20 protein-coding genes and 4 pseudogenes are annotated in these 21,081 nt (G+C 61.1%); 9 read left to right on the top strand and 15 right to left on the bottom strand.

The window, feature by feature from the left end; all coding sequences use genetic code 11:
* Positions 1–61: 61 nt before the first annotated feature.
* The 5 genes and pseudogenes from NLN62_RS50530 to NLN62_RS50510 form a co-directional block, all read right to left on the bottom strand.
* Positions 62–487: pseudogene (locus tag NLN62_RS50530) on the bottom strand (IS66 family transposase); the annotation flags it as partial.
* 168 nt (positions 488–655) lie between these two features.
* Positions 656–2,743, bottom strand: a complete 2,088-nt coding sequence (locus NLN62_RS50525; RefSeq protein WP_254108388.1) for a recombinase family protein — start codon at positions 2,741–2,743, stop codon at positions 656–658.
* A 357-nt stretch (positions 2,744–3,100) separates the two neighbouring features.
* Positions 3,101–3,259, bottom strand: a complete 159-nt coding sequence (gene tnpB / locus NLN62_RS50520) for an IS66 family insertion sequence element accessory protein TnpB (protein WP_254114169.1) — start codon at positions 3,257–3,259, stop codon at positions 3,101–3,103.
* Between the two features lie 37 nt (positions 3,260–3,296).
* Positions 3,297–5,387, bottom strand: coding sequence for a recombinase family protein (locus NLN62_RS50515; protein ID WP_254114168.1), 2,091 nt, complete (start codon positions 5,385–5,387; stop codon positions 3,297–3,299).
* Complete coding sequence (locus NLN62_RS50510) at positions 5,365–5,520, bottom strand: hypothetical protein (protein ID WP_254114167.1); 156 nt, start codon at positions 5,518–5,520, stop codon at positions 5,365–5,367. The genes NLN62_RS50515 and NLN62_RS50510 overlap by 23 nt, the downstream gene beginning before the upstream one ends.
* Positions 5,521–5,877: 357 nt before the next feature.
* Here NLN62_RS50510 and tnpB (NLN62_RS50505) point away from each other — a divergent pair, with 357 nt between their 5' ends.
* A complete protein-coding gene (gene tnpB / locus NLN62_RS50505) occupies positions 5,878–6,075 on the top strand; it encodes an IS66 family insertion sequence element accessory protein TnpB (protein WP_254114166.1) in 198 nt (65 codons plus the stop codon).
* Between the two features lie 50 nt (positions 6,076–6,125).
* Positions 6,126–7,079, top strand: a complete 954-nt coding sequence (locus NLN62_RS50500; RefSeq protein WP_254114165.1) for an IS66 family transposase — start codon at positions 6,126–6,128, stop codon at positions 7,077–7,079.
* A 217-nt stretch (positions 7,080–7,296) separates the two neighbouring features.
* Here NLN62_RS50500 and NLN62_RS50495 read toward each other — a convergent pair whose 3' ends face one another.
* Positions 7,297–8,322, bottom strand: a complete 1,026-nt coding sequence (locus NLN62_RS50495; RefSeq protein ID WP_254103513.1) for an IS110 family transposase — start codon at positions 8,320–8,322, stop codon at positions 7,297–7,299.
* Between NLN62_RS50495 and NLN62_RS50490 the strand changes: the two genes are divergently transcribed.
* Complete coding sequence (locus NLN62_RS50490) at positions 8,266–8,976, top strand: IS66 family transposase (RefSeq protein WP_254114164.1); 711 nt, start codon at positions 8,266–8,268, stop codon at positions 8,974–8,976. The genes NLN62_RS50495 and NLN62_RS50490 overlap by 57 nt on opposite strands.
* Here NLN62_RS50490 and NLN62_RS53835 read toward each other — a convergent pair.
* The 3 genes from NLN62_RS53835 to NLN62_RS50480 form a co-directional block, all read right to left on the bottom strand.
* Positions 8,882–9,082 (bottom strand): helix-turn-helix domain-containing protein, encoded by a 201-nt coding sequence (locus tag NLN62_RS53835; RefSeq protein WP_256576122.1) that lies wholly within the window; start codon positions 9,080–9,082, stop codon positions 8,882–8,884. The two genes, NLN62_RS50490 and NLN62_RS53835, sit on opposite strands and share 95 nt — an antisense overlap.
* 257 nt (positions 9,083–9,339) lie before the next feature.
* On the bottom strand, positions 9,340–10,959 hold the full coding sequence (locus tag NLN62_RS50485; protein ID WP_254114163.1) for a recombinase family protein: 1,620 nt from the start codon (positions 10,957–10,959) through the stop codon (positions 9,340–9,342).
* Positions 10,956–11,129: a hypothetical protein gene (locus tag NLN62_RS50480; RefSeq protein WP_254114100.1), complete on the bottom strand. Its 174-nt coding sequence runs from the start codon at positions 11,127–11,129 to the stop codon at positions 10,956–10,958. The genes NLN62_RS50485 and NLN62_RS50480 overlap by 4 nt, the downstream gene beginning before the upstream one ends.
* Positions 11,130–11,450: 321 nt before the next feature.
* On the opposite strand from NLN62_RS50480, the pseudogene NLN62_RS50475 reads away from it, so the two are divergent.
* Positions 11,451–11,642, top strand: a pseudogene (locus tag NLN62_RS50475) (transposase domain-containing protein); the annotation flags it as partial.
* A 47-nt stretch (positions 11,643–11,689) separates the two neighbouring features.
* A complete protein-coding gene (locus tag NLN62_RS50470) occupies positions 11,690–12,289 on the top strand; it encodes a UPF0149 family protein (RefSeq protein WP_254114099.1) in 600 nt (199 codons plus the stop codon).
* Positions 12,290–12,329: 40 nt separating this feature from the next.
* Here NLN62_RS50470 and NLN62_RS50465 read toward each other — a convergent pair.
* Both NLN62_RS50465 and NLN62_RS50460 read right to left on the bottom strand, forming a co-directional pair.
* A pseudogene (locus NLN62_RS50465) lies at positions 12,330–13,815 on the bottom strand (IS66 family transposase); the annotation flags it as partial.
* 131 nt (positions 13,816–13,946) lie between these two features.
* Positions 13,947–14,429 (bottom strand): annotated as a pseudogene (locus tag NLN62_RS50460) (transposase); the annotation flags it as partial.
* Positions 14,430–14,497: 68 nt separating this feature from the next.
* On the opposite strand from NLN62_RS50460, the gene NLN62_RS50455 reads away from it, so the two are divergent.
* From NLN62_RS50455 to NLN62_RS50440, 4 genes are all read left to right on the top strand, one after another.
* Positions 14,498–15,544 carry an AMP-binding protein gene (locus tag NLN62_RS50455; protein WP_254114162.1) on the top strand — a complete coding sequence of 349 codons (1,047 nt, stop codon included), beginning with the start codon at positions 14,498–14,500 and terminating at the stop codon, positions 15,542–15,544.
* A gap of 236 nt (positions 15,545–15,780) precedes the next feature.
* Entirely contained in the window at positions 15,781–16,062 is a 282-nt protein-coding gene (locus tag NLN62_RS50450) for a helix-turn-helix transcriptional regulator (protein ID WP_254114161.1), read from the top strand.
* Positions 16,059–17,414: a type II toxin-antitoxin system HipA family toxin gene (locus tag NLN62_RS50445; protein ID WP_254114160.1), complete on the top strand. Its 1,356-nt coding sequence runs from the start codon at positions 16,059–16,061 to the stop codon at positions 17,412–17,414. The genes NLN62_RS50450 and NLN62_RS50445 overlap by 4 nt, the downstream gene beginning before the upstream one ends.
* Before the next feature lie 225 nt (positions 17,415–17,639).
* Complete coding sequence (locus NLN62_RS50440) at positions 17,640–18,560, top strand: 3'-5' exonuclease (protein WP_254114159.1); 921 nt, start codon at positions 17,640–17,642, stop codon at positions 18,558–18,560.
* Here NLN62_RS50440 and NLN62_RS50435 read toward each other — a convergent pair.
* The 4 genes from NLN62_RS50435 to NLN62_RS50420 form a co-directional block, all read right to left on the bottom strand.
* Positions 18,535–19,041, bottom strand: coding sequence for a hypothetical protein (locus NLN62_RS50435; RefSeq protein ID WP_254114158.1), 507 nt, complete (start codon positions 19,039–19,041; stop codon positions 18,535–18,537). The two genes, NLN62_RS50440 and NLN62_RS50435, sit on opposite strands and share 26 nt — an antisense overlap.
* 64 nt (positions 19,042–19,105) lie before the next feature.
* The gene (locus NLN62_RS50430; protein ID WP_254114157.1) at positions 19,106–19,456 is read right to left on the bottom strand and encodes a hypothetical protein; all 351 of its coding nucleotides are present in this window, start codon (positions 19,454–19,456) and stop codon (positions 19,106–19,108) included.
* Positions 19,457–19,821: 365 nt separating this feature from the next.
* Positions 19,822–20,172, bottom strand: a complete 351-nt coding sequence (locus NLN62_RS50425; RefSeq protein WP_254114156.1) for a hypothetical protein — start codon at positions 20,170–20,172, stop codon at positions 19,822–19,824.
* Positions 20,173–20,361: 189 nt separating this feature from the next.
* Positions 20,362–21,072, bottom strand: coding sequence for a recombinase family protein (locus NLN62_RS50420; RefSeq protein ID WP_254114155.1), 711 nt, complete (start codon positions 21,070–21,072; stop codon positions 20,362–20,364).
* Positions 21,073–21,081 lie beyond the last annotated feature (9 nt).

The following is a 21,081-nucleotide window of genomic DNA, read 5'->3' as shown; positions in this document are numbered from 1 at the left end:
GGCATCCCCGGCAGCCGTACCGCGGACGCACTATGCGCTTGACCCGGTACTGCATCGGAATGACGTCGAAGGCTTCCTTGACGGTCTCCCCGATTTTGTGCAGCCGCTCGCCGCAGCAAGGGCAGATGTGGCTCTCGATATCGATCACGACGTCGATGCGCGGCAAATGCTCCGGAAGCTTCCCCCGGTTGCGTCGCGCCGGTCGCTTTCCACGGCCCTCCGCTCCGTCAGGCAGCCCGTCTCCGGTAACGTCGTCGTTGGCGGCGGCACCAGCCGCCTGCGCCGTGATGGCGAAGAGAGGCAGCTGTCTGGGATCCAGTGTCTCAGAGCGGGGACCGAAGATCGTGCGCTTGTACTGGGACAGGATTATCTGGAGCTTGTCGTTCTCCTGGACCGCAGCGTCGCGTTGGGCAATCGCCGCATCACGCTCGGCCGCCAGCGTGCCGCATTCCGCCGACAACGCCGCAAGCCGTGACGACAGCGCCATCACGGCTTGTCGGAGCAATGCTGGATCAGAAGGCAAATCACTCATGCAGAGTGATTCTACAACAACTCCGCATGAGTGACGAACTACTCTTGATACGGATCAACCAGCTCGTGCTGGCTGATCCACAACCCGCATCGGCACACGCTTCCAGTCTGAGCCATCGAGCGATTACGCATGTTGATGCCCCTCCTGGTGAGGCGGACAGATTCTGAGATCTACGCGACTGAGAGTGTGGTTTCGCAGGTTTTGGATTGCCTTGAGCACTGACGGCTTGTCGGGGAAGAGGTAGGCTCCTGTTGAATGACGATCGATCAGAAGACGCTTGTGCCTGATCTGCACATAGAGCCAGTTGACGGGAATCTTCAGCTTGGCAGCTAATTCCGGCGGGCTAAGCAAGTTGGATGCGTGGGACCACCTATTGCGCTGCACGGCGACCCTGATTCCGGCGGCAAGCCGAGTCCGCTGCACCGTGATTGGCAGAACCCTGTCGGCACAGTTTGGCGAGCGATGCCCCTCGCTGGTTAGGACGGCGGCGATCTCATCGTCGGGCATACCGTCACGGGCCAGATCGAGCAGACGATTGCGCATTTCCATCCCCCGCGTGAGCATAGCGAAGGAGTTGACCTTCATCTTCACTTCGAGATTGCTTACTGCGCCGCCGCGCCAGACGATCCTGACCCGAGCGATGTCACGTTCACCGCGATCAAGAACGACCTTCTCAACGAGGCAGCGCAGCAGAGCTTTGCGCTGCGCGTCGGTCGTCGATGCGTCCGTCCATATCTGCGGCAGACGGCCGGCGAGACTAACAACCTTGCTGTGGAGGACCTTGCCTATCACCATTGAAGCGACGGGCTGGGGAGGAGCTTGTCGGGTGAGTTCTTCCTCGGCCGCCCGGACTTCGTTCAAGGCTGCCTCCCATCGACGCTCAAGTTCACTGGCAACAAGCCTATTGTCGGGATCGACCCGATTGAACTGACGCTCGGCCAGTGCCGCAGCATAACGCTTCCGTTCGAGTTGGCGTTCGGCGCTGGCGCGCAGCGCCGCATCCGTCTGATGCTGGGCACGCCTGGCCTTCGAGAGTGCGTCAAGTTCGGCCGGTGCGAGCGCCGTCAAAAACGCATCAGCCACAGCCGCGTCGATGCGCGCGGCACGGATGTGCTGGCATGCCGGCAAGCCCTTGTGGGTGTGCAGGTGATTGCAGACGTATTCACCGCCACTCTTGTAGCGCACGTACAGTTTGTGGCCACAGCGTGCACACCAGGCAATGCCATGTAGCAGAAGATCACCGTCGCGAGGAGCTCCTCTTGTTTTGATACGCATGTATTCGGCTCGGTTGTCTCTGATGATAAAGCGGATCTTTTCATACGTCAGCCAGTCGATATAGGCGGGATATCGATTCTTAACGACAATCCGCCAGTCCTCCATCGGTCGGGCGATTTTGATTGATGAACGACCTTCACGTCTCCCAGCGCGGGTGCGGGTTCGTCCGTAAACAAAGGCGCCAGCATAGGCGGGATTCCTCAGGATCGTCGATACCGCCGCCAGTGTTGCTTGTGCCCAACGTAGATCGCCATGTCGGTCGCGGCGTGGTAGGTCGAGTTTGCGATCGTTCAATACACGCATGACCTTGGCCACGGTACGGAAGCTCAGGAACATCTGGAACACGAGCCCAAGCCGCTCCTGGACCGCGATGTCGGGATCCTTAACGACCACACCGCTCGGATCACGTATGAAGCCGATCGGCAAGGTGAGCGCGAGCTCGCCGCGCTCGGCCTTTGCAAGAAGTCCGGCCGTCAGGCGGCTACGGATCGTGTGTAGTTCGAGCTCCGATATCGTCCCTTTCAACCCAAGCAGCAGGCGACCATTCGCACTGCCGGGATCATAGACACCGTCTCGATCCGCAATGAGACAACCCTGCAGCCCGCAGATGTCCAGGAGTGGATACCAGTCGGAACAGTTGCGCGCCAGGCGCGTCACGTCGATCGACAGGATCAAACCTACTTCATTGAGCCCGACACGACCAACAAGCTCCTTGAAGCCACTCCGCTTAGCCGCAGACGCGCCGCTCAGACCGAGATCAGCGTCAATCACCTCGATATCAGCCTTATGCCATCCAAGTTCGTGAGCGCGTTGCTGAAGCGCGTATTGTAGTCGCAGGCTTTCCTGATTGCTCACCATCTGGTGGGGCGTCGACTGTCGAATGTAAACGACCGCTTTGCGCGCCAGGTGCATCGGTTTGACCAGTTCGGACTTCATGAAAGACCTCCGCCAGAACCGCGGCGACATCGTCGATGATCTGACGCCGCAAGGCCGGCGTTAGCAGCATCCAGAGATCCTTTGGGTCTACACTCATGCTCGTTGAGACATTCAGCCACTGAAACCAGATCCTGCAGCGACTCGATGCTCAGTTTGGTCTGATTCTTCGCTAAATCACACTGTTCTGTCGCCGCAATCGAGATGAATAAACTCGACCCTCTCCGGTGCTCGACTTCATAGGATGGCGGTAGGTTGCCGCCCACATGGGTCGAACGGCGGATCACACGGAATGTGCGCCCATACAGAGGATGTCGCGGATCCAGAACCTGGATCACCTCAGCCGATGATTCATCAGACTCACCAGCAGGGATATCCCCATATGCATTCGAGCAGCACCGAGAGCTGAGCATGAGATAGCGGCATGACGCCTTCCTTGATCGGCGGCCAGGTGAACTGCCCCTCGATTCTCTTGTAGTAAAGGACAAGGCCGCTTCCGTCCCAAGTCAGGATCTTCACGCGATCTCGCCACTGCGTTTCATAAAGCATCACTCCGTTAGATGCCGGGAAGACGGACAACTTTATCATATTGATAGTCTTCAAAAATTTTCGGGCGTCGCTCGATCACTTTCTGCACTCCTATCCGAACCGCTTCGGTGTCGAGGACTTCGACTGGTACAAGCCATGGTGCTCCCTTCATGATCTGTTTGCCTGGCAGGACGCCCTTTTCAGCCAAGGTTCGCGCCGACCCAAGGCATATGCCGAGGCGCTCGGCGGCCTTGGCGAGGCTGATGAACTTCCCATCGCTTTTGCTAGGGTCATATTCCGGTAGCCCGAGCCGTTCACGCATGTCGCGCACTCGCACGGTCGTCCAGGTTTCTCCGTCGCTGGTTCTGCACAGCATCCGATTGAGCGAGACGGCGAGTTCTCGATCCGGCCAATGCCCAGCCAGCTTGCGAAGTGCTTCGACCGCGGTAGGGACATTGTCTTTCGGATAGCGACCGGTTTTAACCCGGGCCACCCGTACCTCACTGTGGCGTCCTCCAACCCAGTGGACGAGAAGCAGAGCTTCGTTCGTGGCGTCATCGAGTTCGAAGATGATCTCTTTGACCAGCGTGTGGATCAACCGCTGCTTCGTGCGTGTATCGGTCGATGGCATGTTCCAGACGGCAGGTAGATCCTGTGCGAGCTGGAGGAGCATTGTACGATCGATTTTCGGTTGTTTCGCCAGGCTGGCACGTTTCTCTTCAATGCGCTTCTCCAACTCCGTAATGCGTTCCAGGGCGGCATTCCAACGCGTTTCAAGTTCCCGCGCGACGTGCCGCTTGGCTGGATCGACCAACTCGTATCGCCGCGCGGCAAGTCCCGCTTCGTAACGTGCGGCCTCAAGATCGCGTTCAATCGCAGCGATGATGTCGTTGGTCGAACGCGCTACTTGGTCTGACGCAAGAATCGCTGCCTCCACAGCCCGGTCTGAGACAGCGTCAAGGCAAGCTAATGCGATCGCCTTGTCAACGCGCACGCCGCCGATGCCGATACAAAGCCCTGCGCCGACATGGGCGTCGTCGCCGCGGCATTGGTAGCGATGCGCATTACCCTTTGCCATACCGTAAAACACGCGCATCATTCGTCCACAACGGCCGCAGCGCATCAGCCCAGTCAGTAAGGCCCGTCCGCCGCGTCCCGACTTTCGGTCGCAATTCTTTTTCATGTGGGCGTTCTCAAGGAGAAGACGCTGATTCTCTTCATACTCCTGCCAGCTAATATAGCCTGGATGATGATCACGGATGAGCGTTGACCATTCGCCCCGCGGCTTTTTGTGGCCGTTAGTTTTTCGCGACCGTCCGTCGACTATACTGGTGCGCTGTCCCACGCGGCCAAAGGCGTAGGCGCCAGCGTAGAGCGGATTGTGCAGGATTTGCATGACGCTGTGGTAGGCCGGCGCCTTCCATTCCATCTTGCAGACATCGACATTCCGGCGCATCGCCGCCATCTTGACGTTGGCCGTTCGAAGCCAGAGGAACACCTGACGCGCGCTACCGAGTTCTCTGAACTTGGCAAACACCAGACGGACCGTCTCCTGCATATGCTCGTCAGGGTCGATCTCAATCATGCCAGCTTCATTCCAGCACAGACCAGGCGGAAGGGCGAACCTATATTCGCCCCGGCTTACTTTGGCGTCGCGCGCAGCCAGACCACGCTGCCGGATCAGGCTAAGCTCGTACTCCGACATCGTCCCTTTCAACCCGAGCAACAGGCGATCGTTGATTAGCCGAGGATCATAGGCGCCATCGGGATCGATAACCAGCGTGCCTGCGAGCGCGCATAGATCGATCAGATGATGCCAATCGCGACCGTTGCGCGCCAGGCGCGAAGCCTCAATGCAATAGACCGCCCCGACGTCTCCAGCGCAGACCATCGCGACGAGCTTTTCGAAGCCGGGCCGTTCCATGCTGCCCGAACCCGAGCGACCAAGATCCGCGTCGATGACCGTTACCGATGCAAAGCTCGCACTCTTCGCCGCACCGGCAAGGTCATATTGGCGACGTTGACTCTCCAAATTGCCTGTCACCTGGGACATGGTCGATTGGCGTACGTAAACAACGGCGCCACGTGAGAGGTGGTCAGGCGTGATTTTGTTCGTCATCCACGCCTCCCTCGACCATTGTTGTTCCGGCCGCTTCCAGCAGAAGATCGGCCAGCGTTTCCACCACGCCCTTCGGACGCATGCCATCCAATGGATTCGGTGCCGGCGGGTCGAACTGCAGCTTGAACTGCAACCTGTTCTGGTCTCGGATTGCTCGCACGTTGTTTCTCCTTCGATTTCGAAGGAGGCGATGATGCCCGACGCTTCCGATTCTCCCTTAACGCCGTCAGTAATTTCGCCAGCTCTGTGAGGCCGTCGATGCTAATCTCGGGAGGCCCCTGGACCATGCTTCCGCAATACTCGGTATCGAACATCCACAGCGGCGCCTCTCGTGAATAACCCGGCAACTGCTCGGTGATGAGCTGCTTCAGTTGCTTGCCACGGCGGAAAGGCGCGACCTGTAGTTCCACTCCGAAAAGCGGATGCCACGGATACGCGATCGTGTCGCGACGCAAAGCGTATGTTGAATGTTGGTAAGAGGGCGGATCGTTTGAAGCTACTGGTTTTTGACGGCTCGGGAATGGTTCTAGCGACGAAGTGGCTCGAGAATGGGAGCTTCGCCTGGCCACCTGTTCGCGAGGGTACGATGCCGGTGACGGGGGCACAACTGGTGATGCTGATCGAAGGTCTTGCGGAGTGGTCGCGTGTGGTCCCGAAGGTGACGAAGCGGCCGACGAAAGTTGCCTGAATCGTCTTGTTTTGCTGGCGATTGCGAGTGTGTTCATGTAGCTCTGCGATATGGCGCTTCGCCCTGAAGATCTCCCCTCTGACCCTGCGGCTCTCGCCGAGATGGTGCTGGCTTTCGAAGGCGAGAACGACGATCTGCGCGCAGAGATCGCCACGTTGAAGAGCCTGATCTTCGGCGCGCGATCGGAGCGCTCGGCGATCGTCTGCGCCGAACAGATCGCGCTCGATCTGGAACGGACTGCGGGCGCGCAGCCTCCGGCCAATGACGACAAACCGGACGCGCGGAAACCGAAGCGGCGCAAACCCAGGCGCAACATCGGCGCGCTACCGGCGCATCTGCCCCGGGTCGAGCGGGTGATCGAGCCGGCGTCCACGCTCTGCCCGTGCTGCACGGGACAGATGCATCGGATCGGCGAGGAGAGCAGCGAAGCGCTCGATCGGGTTCCCGCGTGGTTGCGTGTACTCCGCACGATCCGTCCCAAATATGCCTGCCGCGCCTGTGAGGGCCCGATCGTCCAGGCCCCGGCACCGGTGCGGCTCGTCGAGGGCGGCATGGCGACGACGGCGCTGATCGCGCATATCGCCGCGGCCAAATATGCCTGGCAATCGACGCTCTACCGCCAGACGCAGATCCTGGCGGGCCAGGGTGTCGTCGTCGACCGTCAGACGCTGGCGCGCTGGATGGGGAGCGCGGCGTGGCTGGTCAGGGGCCTCTACGATCTGCAACTGAAGACCATGCATGGCTTCGAGCGGCTGTTCTGCGACGAGACGCCGATGCCAGTTCTCGATCCGGGACGCGGTCGTACGAGGATCTGCCAGTTCTGGGCGCACGCGACGGACGATCGGGCGTGGAAGGGGCCGGCGCCGCCGGCGGTCGCCTACGTGTTCGCAGGCGGTCGCGGCAAGAAGGAGATCGTGGCGCAGTTGGCCGGCTTCGAAGGCGTGCTGCAAGTCGACGTGTGTGGACGCCCCGGTAAATGCAAGCAAAATCTCACTTCGGTATAGGCATGTGGTCGGGTGCTGACGTGTGTCCGGCCTCGTGATGCGACTTCGACACGTCGCGGGCCCTTATGGAATGCGTGGATCGGATCCAATTCGGCTAAGCGTGCTTGTTGGCACTCATCGACTTAATGATTCTTCCAATCCAGTCTCTGACCGTTTGCCCATAATCCTCCGGTAGACCTTACCACATTCCCGACGTCTCGCGTCCCCTGATTCTGCGTTACGCAGTACCAGAAGCCGGAGCTTGATAGACGCCACCGTGGGCCATCAAGGCCCAAGCGATACGCGCCATTTTGTTTGCCAAAGCGACTGCGATCAGCTTTGGGGGCTTCTTCGAAACCATTCTCGCCAGCCAGGATCCGGCTGGCGCTCCATATCGTCTTGCCCAGCGCACTACGGCGGTTGCACCAAGAACAAGGAGGCGTCGAAGATCTCGTTGGCCCATCCTGGAGATTTGGCCGAGCCTGTCCTTACCTCCGGATGAATTCTGTTTAGGCGTGAGACCAATCCAGGCCGCGAAATCACGGCCTTTGGAAAAAGTCTCCGCCGAGGGCGCTAAGGCTTCCATCGCTGTGGCGCAGATTGCGCCGATGCCCGGAATGGTCATCAAGCGTGAGGCGACATCGTCCTCTCTGGCACGAACCCGTAGTCCCTTCTCCAGCTCTGCGATCTGCTCCGACAGGGATTCAATATGCTTTAGGAGATCCTGGCAAAGGCCGCGGACGAGATCGGGCAGGTCGTGATATGTTTCCATCAGCTCCTTCAAACGAGGGATGTGTCTGATACCCTGAGCGACGATCAAGCCGTATTCCATCAGATGTCCGCGTAACGCATTGATCGTCTGTGTTCGCTGCCGAACCAACAGGTCGCGAACCTTGAATGCCATGGAAGAAGCCTGCTTCTCGGCGCTCTTGACGCCGACGAAGCGCATCGTTGGGCGCGACGCGGCTTCGGCGATCGCTTCCGCATCTGCAGCATCGTTCTTCTGGCGCTTGAGGAATGGCTTCACGTAGGAGGGATTGATCAGCCGGACATCGTGACCGAATTTACCGATCTCCCGTCCCCAGTAATGAGCACTGGCGCAGGCCTCCATCGCGACCACACAGCTTGGCAAGCTGGCGAAAAACTCGAGCAATCTGCCGCGGTTGAGCTTCTTGCGTAGAACAACCTTCCCGTCTGGCCCCGCGCCGTGGATCTGAAAGACGTTTTTTGCCAAATCCAAACCAATGATGCTAATCTCGTTCATGGACGTCCTCCTTACCGGGTCTTAAACACCCGCACTTTGGCACATTTGATGCCGTCGGGGGGCGTCCACTCCATCGGCTATGCCGCCTACGCCTCGCTGGTGGGCGATGCGAAGATGTCGGGCCAGATCCAGCTGGCGTATTGTCTCGTTCACGCGCGCCGCAACTTCGTGAGGGTGCACAAGACGACGAACTCACCCTTCGCCGCGGAGGTCATCGAGCGCATCGCAGCCGTCTACGCGATCGAGGAGAGGATCCGCGGTCTCGGCGCCGGGGAACGCCGCGCGGCGCGACAGGCCGAGACGAAGCCGCTCATGGAGGCGTTGAAGGCTCGTCTGATCGCGGTGAAGGACGGGATCTCCCGCCGCTCGACGCTCATCAAGGCGATTGATTACATGCTCGAACGTTGGCAGGGTCTGATGGCGTTCCTGGATGACGGGCGGATCGAGCCGGACAGCAACACGGTCGAGCGATCGATCAGGCCGATTGCGATCGGAAAAAAGAACTCGTTGTTCAGCGGCCACGACGAGGGCGCTTCATACTACCCATCTGTCTATCTCCTTATAATTCAAGGCATTTCTGGTTGGCGTCGCAAGACGGCGGACTGCGGCGCGATCGCCTGCGAGAGGCATCTTGGCGCACGTCCGGTCGCGTGAGATCAGATTGTTTGATGATCCATGTCGAGCCCTTGCATAAATGCTCCGCAGGCAATCGTCCCTCAATGATCATGCGACGTATCGTCGATGGACTGACGTCGAGCATCTCTGCTGCTTCGATTAACGAGCGCTCACCTCTATCCTGGCGTTCCCCCTCACGATAACGGGCGATCTCGCGGGTTCTGCGCAACGAACATACGCTCGTCCTCGTCCAGGACGCCCCGTGCGGGGTTGTTTTTCCGGAGCGATTAAGCAAGGCGGCGATCGAGTAGTCAGGCATTTGACGTGCGAGCATGCGCACAAGATCCACTACCTCGATGTCGGTCGTCCAACGCGTCACGCCGACACGGTTCTTCTTAACTTTCAGGCGGGTGTGATCGCCACCTTGCCAATGATGATGAGGTCCAGATGCTGATTGTCCTGATCCAGGTCGACGACGATTTCCGACAGCACTGTACGCAGGATCTTCTTCTTGATCTCCGACGTAACACCGGGGCGCTGCCAAGCTCTATTCAGATCGTCCCCGAGCTTAAGCAGCGCTTCGCGATCGCCGGCGCTAAGTCCAGGAGAAGGCGAACTGGCCAAACTCTCGATTTCTCGCTCAATTGTACGCACAGCTTGGATGCGCTCGTTCCAGCGACGCTCAAGTTCACCAGCGACGTGACGATTGTCGGGGTCGACCGCGTCATATTGGCGATACGCTCGGTTTGCTTCGTAATGCGCCTGTTCAAGAGACCTTTGGAGCTGAAGCAGTTTTTCCGACTGTTCGGCGCCCTGAGTTTTCATTGCATTTAGCGCAGTCTCAACGCCAAGCGGTTGAAGCCGCTCCAGCACCTCTCGCGCCACCATCCGATCGAGGCGCATTCCACCGAAGCCAAGACAGGCTGCGACGGCCGCCTTGTTGAAGTCTCCGCGGCAGACATATCTCTGCGTGTCGCCGCCTCTGCCGGAATACTGAACGTATAACCGCCGGCCACATCGCGCGCAGCGCAAAAGCCCAGGGAGAAGTGCTTCGCCGCGTCGGACGGCTCCTCGACCCAGGTAGCTCTTGCCGTTGGCATTGTCCGCAATGAGGCGCTGGTTTCGAACAAACTCATCCCAGGAGATGTAGCCCTCGTGATGGTCGCGGAGCAGCACGTCCCAGGCTTTCCAATCTCGTTGGGGATTTCGCTTTACCTTCTTCCGACCGTTCTCGACCGTCATCCGGACACCCCGTCGTCCGAACACGTAGGCACCGGCATACACAGGGTTGGTGAGCATGTGATTCAACGTCGTGTAGCTTGGTGTACGCCATTCGATTTTCGGATCGTGCGAACCTCCCGCGGCGAAGGGTAGTGCGATCTTCTCCTGGAGCAACCAGAGCAAGACCTGCCGGATCGATTGGAGCTCCACAAACTTCCTGAAGACAAGATCCAGGGACTCGCGGACACGTACGTCCGGGTTTTTCTCGATTCGATCATCCTTCGTCTTCACATACCCGACCGCGACCGTCGTGAAGTGCTCGCCGCGCCGGGCCTTTTGTTTGACGGCTTCGACTGATCGCTGTCGAATGACGCTGAGCTCCAGCTCGCTCATCGTGCCCTTCATCCCCAAGAGCAATCGATCGTTAATCGACCGAGAATCATAGACGCCATCTTCGTCGATAATGAGCGTGCCGACCAAGCCGCAAACTTCCAACAACGTGTGCCAGTCTCGACCGTTTCGAGCGAGGCGGGAAGCCTCGATTGAAAACACCGCACCGACGCGCCCCTCGCAGATTAACGCCAACAACCGCTCGAATCCACGTCTTGCAACGCCGCCGCCGGACTTGCCGAGATCATCATCAATAACCTCGACATCGCTCCAGCCGAGTGCGCGTGCGCGTGCCTCAAGGCCGTATTGCCTGCGTTGGCTCTCCAGGTTGTGGACAACCTGGTCGACCGAGGACTGTCGAACGTAAACCACGGCGCTACGCGCCAGGTGATCAGTGGTGTTCTTCGTCATGATCCACCTCCTGACTTGTGGGCGGGTGGGGCAGACACCTTTGCTACGGCTTCGTTGAGCAGAAGCGACAGCAACTTGGCGGCCTCGGCTTGCACCACCTGAGGCAGATGCTCCGCTCGCGCCGTCGCGAACAGATCCGGTTGCCGTCTTTTTTGCATCGCCTTGGACATGGGCTCCTCCTCCCTCAACGGGAGGTGATTCCTCCCAACGCGAGGCTACGAGGACGTCAAGGAACGTGCGTAGCTCAAGAAGCCGGTCCACCGGGAGAAACGGATCAGCTACAATTTTAGCCGATGCTGATTCGGGCTCTGTCATCCATGCCGGCAAAAGATGGAGACGGCCGTTCTCGCGGCGAACCGTGAAGTGGCGATGACCATCGTGGATTTGTTCGCCGAGCACGACCAGGTCTCGGCCAGCGTCAGGATGGAATGGATATGTTACTCGAACTTCGTTGCCCGGAATCCCTGCATTATGCGGCCCCTTCGGAAGGCGGGGGCGAGACATGGGCGGTACTCTCTTCGCTTCTTAACACGGCCAAATTGAATGGCCTCGACCCCGAGGCCTATCTCGTCGACGTTCTCGAACGCATGGTGAGCGGCGCCACGAAGACCCACCAGCTTCACGAACTTCTGGCCTGGAACTGGAAGGCCGCGCGCGAAGCCGAAAAGCGTGCCGTGGCATGACGAAGCGGAAGCAACGGCGAGTAACGCGTAAGCCGGTCAAGAGGACGATGGCGGACTATGCCATGTCATTCGAGCGGCTCGGGCAATGGATGAGCGAGCGCGCCAGGTCGCCGACGCTTCGGCATCCGCGGGCGACGTCGCTCTCCATGCTCGACGGCGCAGTGGCCGCTGTCGTCGCCGGGCCGGTCTCGATGGCCTCCGAGGAATGGGTGTGCCCGCTCCTCGGCGTCGATCCCGACGCCTTCAATCACGACACCGAGGAGTTCTCGGCGATCGCTGCCACGCTGATGCGCCACAACGCGATCAGCGAGACGCTGTCGACGAGACCGGAGAGCTTCGAGCCGCTGTTCGTGCGATCGCCGGACGGCGACGTCGACCCGCAGCCTTGGTGCATGGGCTTCTACGCCGTCATGAAGCTTCGGCTTCTCGTCTGGTCGCGGCTTCTCTCCCCGAACGGAACCGAACACCTTATGCTGCGGCCGATCCTGGTCCATTGCATCGATGACGCCGGTCGGCCCTTGCTGCCCCCGGCCCGGCGCACACTGGGAACACAACCCATCGTCCAAAACGCCTGGCGCGACATTCCAGCAACCGTCGAGGCCCTGCGACAGTTCTGGATGCCTATACGCTTCAAGCGTGGCGCGTAGGCCGTCCGCGCCAAGTCCGTGGCCCTCTCGTACCGCTTACGTTGCGCCTGCCCACAGCCACGCCGCGCAGCGCTCTTTCTGCGGCATTGTTCGTCAGGCAGATTCTACCGTCGTCGAGGAAGCGGGCGAAGTCGTCCCAGCGGCTGAGCATGTAGTTCATTGGTTCATTGGCTTCAGGACCTCGGAAGAACGCGAGAGGGTTTCGCGCTCGCGCAGCAGTCAGGCGTGCAGTTCGTCGAACAACGGCTTGCTCCTTTCCTGGCGCACGGCACGCCGCTCGGCGGCTGTCTTGCCGTTGATCCCACGTTCGATCTCGAACAAGGCGTCGAGCCGTTTGACGGCCTCCAGCGCGATCGGGGAGATCGGCTTGCCCTTTCCGCCGTCCCGGGCATTCTTCTCGATGTCGGCCAGCTCGAAGAACCCCCTGCGGGCATGGGCCATGCAGAAGGCGGGCGTGAGCGGCCGGTCCTTCCGCCGCTCGTCGAACAACGGATTGAGACCGCTGTAACAGTCAGCCTGAAGGATGCCCTGGTACCCAACCAGGTGTTTCTGGGGATGTTCACCCCGTCGGTCGCTCGAGGCGTAATAGACTGCAGCTGGCGGAGCGGTGCCCGCGAAGGGCTTGTCATCCCGAACATAAACCCAGATGCGTCCAGTTGTGCACTTGCCCTTCGCCAGGATGCGGATGGTGGTGTCGTCGCCGTGAAGACGCTCGGCCGCGAAGACATGCTTCTCTATCAGCTCGGAGATCGGAGCCAGGGCGCGAAGGTCCCGTGGCCGACCTGGTCGGCCAGCGTGGTCACCGGCATGTCGATGCCCTCGCATTTGAACCGGGAGCTCTGGCGGTTGAGCGGGATGTGCATGCCGTACTTGTCGAACAGGATTGTCGCCAGCAGCTGCGGACCAATGAAGCCGCGCGGCGTGGCATGGAACGGCGCCGGTGCCTGGCTGACCTGCCCGCAATCGCGGCAAGTGAACTTCTCGCGGACCGTCTCGATCAACTTGAACCGGCGCGGGATCTCCTCCAGCGTCCTGTTTGCATCCTCGCCCAGCTTCGACAGCCGCGACCCGCCGCAACAGTGGCAGGCCGTTGGAGGATCGATGACGATGCGCTCGCGCTCGATGTCGTCCGGCCAGGGCTTGCGCACCGGCCGCTTGCGCGTGAAGGCGCGTACGCTCTGCGTCTTCGCCGCTGCAGCGGCCGCGGCGAGCTCGTCCTCGGTCGCCGACATAACAACATCTTCAAGCTGCAGTTCCAGCTGGTCGATCAGTCGCGCCCCGCGCTCGGAGCGCTGCCCATAAAGCTCGCGTTTCAGCGTCTCGATGCGCAGCTCAAGATGTGCAATCAGCGCTTCGTTGCCGGACAGCTTTGCCAGCGCGTTGGCTGCTTCGGCCTGCGCACTCGCAGCCTTCGTCTCGGCTTGCTGACGCGCTTCTCGTTCGGCCCGAAGAGCCTCGCGCTCAACCCGCAACGCCGCCAGGGCGCTCGCAAGGTCAGAGGGAAGATCGTCCGTTTTCGATGTCACGAAGCCATCGAATCAGATCAGCACAAATATGCAATCGCAAAATGCTATCCGACACGCGTCGGGCGCCATGTTTCCTGCGGATGACGCCAATCTATTCCGAGCTATGGCTGATTCTGGGGGACGTGGCCTGATCAGGCGGCGTGGCTTTCAGCGGTCGGAATGACCTCGATGCCGTCGGTGAACTTTACACCGGCGATGACCTTCGGCAACTGATTTGTTCCTTTCAGTCGGCGCCAGGTCTTCGATGCGGCGTCGATCAACTTGAACACCATCAGCTTGGCGGTTTTCGGCGAGAGCGATCCTTTCGTTCGCACCGTCCGGTGCCGCACCGTGGCGAACACGCTCTCGATCGGATTCGAGGTGCGCAGATGAACCCAATGCTCGGCAGGGAAGTCGAAGAACGCGAGCAGCGCCTTACGATCCTTGATCAAGCACTCGACCGCAGGTCCGTATTTGGCACGGTATTTCTCGACGAAGGTGTCGATCGCGGCTTCGGCTTTCGCCCGGCTCGGCGCCAGATAGACGTTCCGCAGATCGTTCTTCATCGCGCGCTGCACGGATTTGGCGACCTTGTCGAGCACGTTGCTGACTTTGTGGCACCAGCACCGCTGGTGGCGCGCAGCAAGAGGTCGGGCGGATTGGGCTGCTGCCGGCCGCTGAGCGGGCGTATCTGCTGGAGGAGGTGAACCGGACGGCGGCGGCGTATCCGTCGGAGAAGTGCATCCACGAGTTGTTCGAGGCGCAGGTAGCCAAGGCGCCGGAGGCGGTGGCGGTGGTCTGTGCGGAGGAGCGCGTGAGCTATGGCGAGCTCAATGCGCGGGCCAACCGCCTGGCGCATTATCTGATCGGGCTCGGTGTGAGGCCGGACCAGCCGGTGGCGATCTGCCTTGCGCGCAGTCCGGCGATGGTGGTGGGGCTGTTGGCGATCCTCAAGGCGGGGGGCGCGTATCTGCCGCTGGATCCGGCCTATCCGTCGGCGCGGCTGCGCCAGGTGCTCGAGGATGCGGCGCCGCCGCTGCTGCTGCTGCTGGCCGATGCGGCCGGCCGCGCCGCGCTGGGCTGCGACGCGCTGGCCGGTGTGAGCGTGGTGGATCTCGACACGGCAACAACGCCGGCCTGGGCGACCCTGCCGGCCTCCGATCCGGACCCGCGCACGCTCGGCCTGAGCGCGCGCCACCTCGCCTACGTGATCTACACCTCCGGCTCCACCGGCACGCCAAAGGGCGTCATGGTCGAGCATGCGAGCACCGTGAACCTGCTGCAGTGGAGCAGTGCCGTGTTTGCGGAATCAGAGATCAGCCGCGTGCTGTTCTCCACCTCGATCAGTTTTGACCTGTCGGTCTATGAGTGCTTCGTTCCGCTGTCGCAAGGCGGCACGCTGTATGTTGTCGAGAATGCGCTGGCGCTGGCGCAAACGTCATTGGATGTCACGCTGATCAACACAGTGCCTTCGGCGCTCGCCGCTCTGCTCGACAAGAACGCAGTGCCGGCTTCGGCAAGCATCATCAATCTGGCGGGTGAGCGGCTGAAGGCGAGCCTCATAGAGAAGGCTGTGTTTCGGCGTGGGGTCTCGACCATGATCGGCGCAGGGGTCCCGTCATCTCAAATCAATGAAATCAACGGCCTGAAAGGGTCTCGACGACGCCGATGGGGTCAATGTTCGATCAGCATTCACACGCCGACGGCGGTCGACCGGGTTTTGCTCCGTCCGGACGCCTGCTGCGGCTGACCAGATTCTGGAGCAACTGCTACGGTCGCCGGCGCCGCAACATCCTAGGCCCCGAGGCTGATGGGATTTACCGATCGGTAAATTCATCTTTTGAACGGCCTGTTGGACGCATAAAATTCCCGCTCGGGAAATTTGCGGCATCGGAACTCCTTCCAGCATCTAAAATTTCCCGCTCGGGAAAATCAAACTTGTCATTCCACCAGTTCCGGGCATATATTCCCGCTCGGGAAATTGTCATGACGATCGCAACCACGACAGAACTCGGCGAACTGATCCGGGCCCGGCGTACCTCCTTGGGGCTCCGGCAGCAGGACGTCGCCCTGACGGCCAACGTCGGTGTCCGCTTCATCGTCGACATCGAGAACGGCAAGGAGACCAGCCAGGTCGGTCTGGTTCTGCGCCTGCTGCAGGCGCTCGGCATCCGGCTGAATCCGGAGATGAGCCCGGTGCCGACGGCCCGGCCGACGGACGAGGACTCCGAACCGTTCGACCCCGACAATTTCTTGCCCACACCATGACCGGCAACCCGAAGCCCGGCGAGGCCGGCGAGACCCTCGAAGTCCGGTACGGTAGTCTGCTCGTCGGCCTGCTGCGCCGGTGCTCGGAGGAGATCCAGGACATCGAGTTCGTCTACGACGAAGCGTGGACGAAGGATCCGAAGGCGTTCGCCGTGTCGACCCGCATGTCGCTCGCCAAGCGCGTCCACGAACCGGACGTCGTGTACCGATGGTTCCTGAACCTGCTGCCCGAAGGCCGCACGCTGAAGACGGTCGGCACGATCCTCAAGATTCCGGAGGCCAACGTCTTCGCGCTTCTTGAAGAGTTAGGAGAGGACCTTCCCGGCGCGCTCGAAGTCTATCGGCCCGCCGACCAGAGGCCGAAGCGGACGCCGCGCTACAAGCGTCTCTCCGAAGCCGAGCTCGCCGCGGCCATCCGCCGCCTTCCCGAGAAACCGCTCCTGGTCGGCGAGGAGGGCATCCACATGTCGCTCGCCGGCGCGCAGGACAAGCTTCCCGTGGTCCGGTATCCGGACGGAGGGATCGGCCTCGCGCTCGACGGTGCGCCGACGACGCACATCCTCAAGCCGGCCAACAAGCACTTCAACAACGCGGTCGAGAACGAAGCCTTCTGCCTCCGCCTGGCGGCGAAGATGAAGCTGGACGTCGCCGAGTGCACGATCGGCAAGGCCGAGGATCTCGACTACCTGCTGGTGAAGCGCTACGACCGCGTTCCCGAGGGACGCAGCCTGCGCAGGCTGCATCAGGAGGACTTCTGCCAGGCCACCGGGCACATTCCTTCCACGAAGTACGAAGCCAATCCGGCGACGAGGCTGCGCGGTCCGACCCTGAAGGACTGCTTCGACGTCATCCGGAAGACGGAGAACGGTGCGGCCAACGCAGCGCGCTTCCTGGACTTCTTCGTCTTCAACGTCCTCTGCGGAAACGTCGACGCGCACTCCAAGAACTACTCGCTGCTACTGCTGCCCGGCGGCGGCGTGTCCATGGCGCCGCTCTACGACGTGATGAACGGCGACATCTATCCGGACGTGACGCGGAATCTGGCCATGAAGATCGCCGGCAAGAACCGCGGACACTACATCCATGCGCGCCACTGGGACCGGATGGCGGAGGAGAACCAACTCTCCGGCGCTCAGGTCAGGCGCCGCGTCGGCGAGCTCTCCCAGGCGGTGATGGATGCGCTGCCGTCCGTCGTCGAGGAATTGAACGCGCTCAAGGAGTCCCCGGTCTATCAGCGTATCTCCGACTGCGTCGCCGGCTATTGCCGCGACATGCTGCGGAATCTGAAGAGCGACGTCGACGACGAGCCGGAGGAAGATCCGGAGCTCACGCGTCCGCCGGGCTTTTCCTGAGAGCTTCCGCAGGAGCGGATTCGCGCGTTCAAGCCGTCGGCCGTGACCCGCGCCGCGGTACGCCGGGCCGAACGTTCCTCCTATTTCCATGCGCGGCGCAGCGCGTCCTTTGCCAATAGGAAATCGCCGGGTTGCCCGTAGCGCGCCCGAGCATGTCCGAAAACGCCGTGAATCGCTTGTTTTACAGGTACCTCGTGGAGGTTTTGATCGGTATTGTGGGGGCCGATGGATGCACTGACCCAGCCCCTCCGAGACGAGCATTTTCCGGACCTGGCCGCCATGGCCGAAGCGCTCGGCCGGTCGGAGGACTATCGAGTCCTTCGGCGCTTGGTTGCCCGAGCACCGTACACGCCGATGGCCGGGCAGGAGGTCAAGACCGGCATCTTGCTCGATACTGAGACTACCGGCCTCGATCACGCGAAGGACGAAATCATCGAGCTCGGGATGGTCAAATTCGACTACTTGGCCGACGGGCGGATCGCCGGCGTCCGCGACACGTTCTCCGCCTTCAACGAGCCTTCCTTTCCGATCCCGACAGAGATCATCGCGCTCACCGGCGTCACCGACGACATGGTCGCGGGACATCGGATAGACGAAGCCGCCGTGGACGCGTTCGTCGACGACGCCGTGATCGTCATTGCGCACAACTCCGGGTTCGATCGGAAATTCTCCGAGCGCTATTGGCCGGTCTTCGAGCGGAAGGCATGGGCATGCAGCGCGACCGAGGTCGACTGGCGGCAGCACGGCTTCGACGGCGCCAAGCTTGGGTATCTACTGAATGGTGCCGGCTACTTCCACCACGCGCACCGAGCGGTCGACGACTGTCACGCCCTGCTGGAAATCCTGGACTTCACGTTGCCGACGACGGGGGCGCCGGCGCTCGCGCTCCTGCTGGAGACGGCTCGCAAAAGGACCGTCCGCGTCTGGGCCGAGCAGTCGCCGTTCGAACTGAAGGATGCGCTGAAGAAGCGCGGTTATCGCTGGAGCGACGGCACGGATGGCCGCCCCAAATCTTGGTACGTCGACCTCGGCGAGGAAGCGGTCGGTGACGAGATTGCCTTCCTGAGGGCCGAGATCTACCTGCGCGAGGTCGACCTGCCGCGGCAGACGCTGACGGCCTTCACGCGGTTTTCGGCGCGGGTTTGACGCCGGAGGAATCGTCGTCCTCTTCGAGCTTAGACCCGAGGCTGTAGCTGACGAGCCTGGCACTGCGGTAGCGGAACTTCGAGCCCCTCATCACCAGATACTTCAGACGGCTGGCGCCAAGGACCTGCAGGACCGATGGCAGCATGTCCGCCGGGATCGAAATGCGCGCGTCGAGCCTGTCCGGATAGGATTCGATGGAGCCGACCGCGATCGGTTTGAGCTCCCTCCGTCGCTCCTCCAGCAGGTTCGTCGACGGGAAAAGGGACACCGTGACGCTATCGGTCTGCAGACCGGCCGGCCGCAGCAGCCGCCCCCTCATCTCCACGTCCCTGTGCTCATGGTAGGGATCGGGATCGTTCCGCATCGTGTTCAACGCCAGCCAATAGTTGAAGTCCCAGCCGTCAACCTCGACGATCTCCCCGGGCGGCTTGCGCCGCCGCTTCGCTTTCCTGGACGTCTTCGGCTTCGGCTCGGTGACCATGCTTATCGCCGCTTCTTTTAGCGGAGTGCAGGTTATCCGAGTCGCCGCGCCGGCGCGAAGCGGCCTACGCGCCGTCCTCTGCGACCAGCCTACGCAAGATGGCCAGCCGACCGTCGGGCCCGACGAGATCCTCGGCGGCGACCTCGAATTCCTGACGCTTCATCTTGGCGAAGCCGTCCCACCACTCGGCTGCCCAGCGCGGCTCGACGATGTTACCGAGCGCGAGGACGAACTGCGTGCTCACGACGTCATGCTCGCGGAGCCGGTCGCGCAGCACGGGCACCGCTCCGGCGGCCTCGCCGATGGCGGCAGCCCTCGATGTCTCGTCGTCCAGGGCCTCCTGAATCTTCTCTTCGATGAAGTCCAGAAGGTCGAGAACGAAGGCGGCGAATTCGGTTCTTCGGCGGCTTGTCATCACGTGCGCCATGGTTTCGATCCGGAACGTCTAGCCGCCGAAGGTTTCACATGGGTCTCACCCGGAGCTCTGCGGCCAAATTTGTTGACCGGAACCGTCGTCTTGAAAAGTTAGCTTCCCAACCGCTGGAGAAAATTGCGTAGAGCGACCTAGGGGAAGCTCTTTTGTGTTGAAATTCGATTCCCAGATCCTGCAGGATTTGCCCGCGGAGCTCCGGCGATGGCTTCCGCGAATTCCGTTGTGTTTCGCTCCGTACCGCGTCGCGACAATGCAACCGAATTTGTGGAAAGAGGGATGTCCCCCGTTCGAGGTTTCTTGATTGCCTGCGTGATCGCGCTTGTCGCGACGGTGACGCGAAGCAGTCTTCAGGCGCAAACCGCCGATTCATCCAGTCGTCCGGCCGGTCCGGAGGTGTCGTCATCAGTCTCGCCCGCATCGCGCGCTCCTGTTTTGGAGGGGGAGCCCCCAAATGATCGACGAGCCTCGGGCATCCACCAGCTGGCGCCCTTAGCCACGGTCGATCCCGATCTCTTAAACAAACCGGCAAATACGAGCAGATCCCGCCACCCTCCGGACTTCGAGGAGGAGGCGATGCGGTGGCCGTGGATCGACGACGTGCCGCTCTTCGTGGGCTCCGTCCCCACAGGCGACATCGGCAGGCACGTGGTCTTCAAAGCGAAGGTCATCCGCTTCATCACCACGTCGGAATGCAGCATTTCGCATCTGGACCATCCGATCGAGCAATCGCGTCAGACTGAGCCCAACGACTCCGCCCTGGTCGAAGTTCTCTCCGTCGAGAAGGGAAATCTCGACGCCAAGACAGTCATGCTGTGCTCCGGGTCCGCCAACCGAAATTGGGGGAATTTCTCAATTGGGCAGACCGGACTTGTCTATGGGACTGCAGGTCAAAATCTCGACGGACGTTGGAAGGCCCCCTTGCGCGGTACACCCGAGTGTCCTGCCTCAAAGCGGCAGATGTTATCCGCCAGTCGCCCCTGGTTGGCCATGAACTCCTCCCAGCCGATATAGCCTGGGTGAGCGGCGTGGAGGCATACCGCCCAATCCGCGATCGCCACCTTGACCGTTCCCGTCAGCGATCCCGGCCGGCATCGGCTCGGATCCTTTTGCCGGCGGCCATAAACATAAGCGCCAGCATAGGCCGGATTCTGAAGGATATTAAGGACGCGTGTACTATCTGGCGCACGCCAGACGATCTCGTGTGGAGACGGTCCAAGCAGCGGTCGAGCCGGCAAGAACAATCCGTTCCTGTCCAAGTAACGCATCACACGGCGAGCGCTTTGCAGTTCCCGGAACTTGGCGAACACGAGATGCAGACGAGCCTGCACCTCCTCATCGGGATTGAGAATAATCATGCCTGCTCGATCGTAGGCGAGCCCGGCTGGCAGAGGTAGCCGCAGTTCGCCCCGCGCCGCCTTCTGGCGCTCCCCTTGGTGAAGGCGCATCCGAAGTTGATGCAACTCCGCCTCGCTCATGATGCCGGACAAGCCCAACAGCAGGCGGTCGTGGTAGGCGCGTGGATGAAACGGATGAACGACCTCCGCCGATCCCAAAGGCTGTTTGGAAAGAAGTGCAGTTAGCTGGGGGTGTCCAGGCATAATGCACCT

The sequence above is a fragment of the Bradyrhizobium sp. CCGUVB23 genome (assembly GCF_024199885.1).
Lineage (GTDB): Bacteria > Pseudomonadota > Alphaproteobacteria > Rhizobiales > Xanthobacteraceae > Bradyrhizobium.
This window is presented reverse-complemented; position numbering and strand designations above follow the sequence as displayed.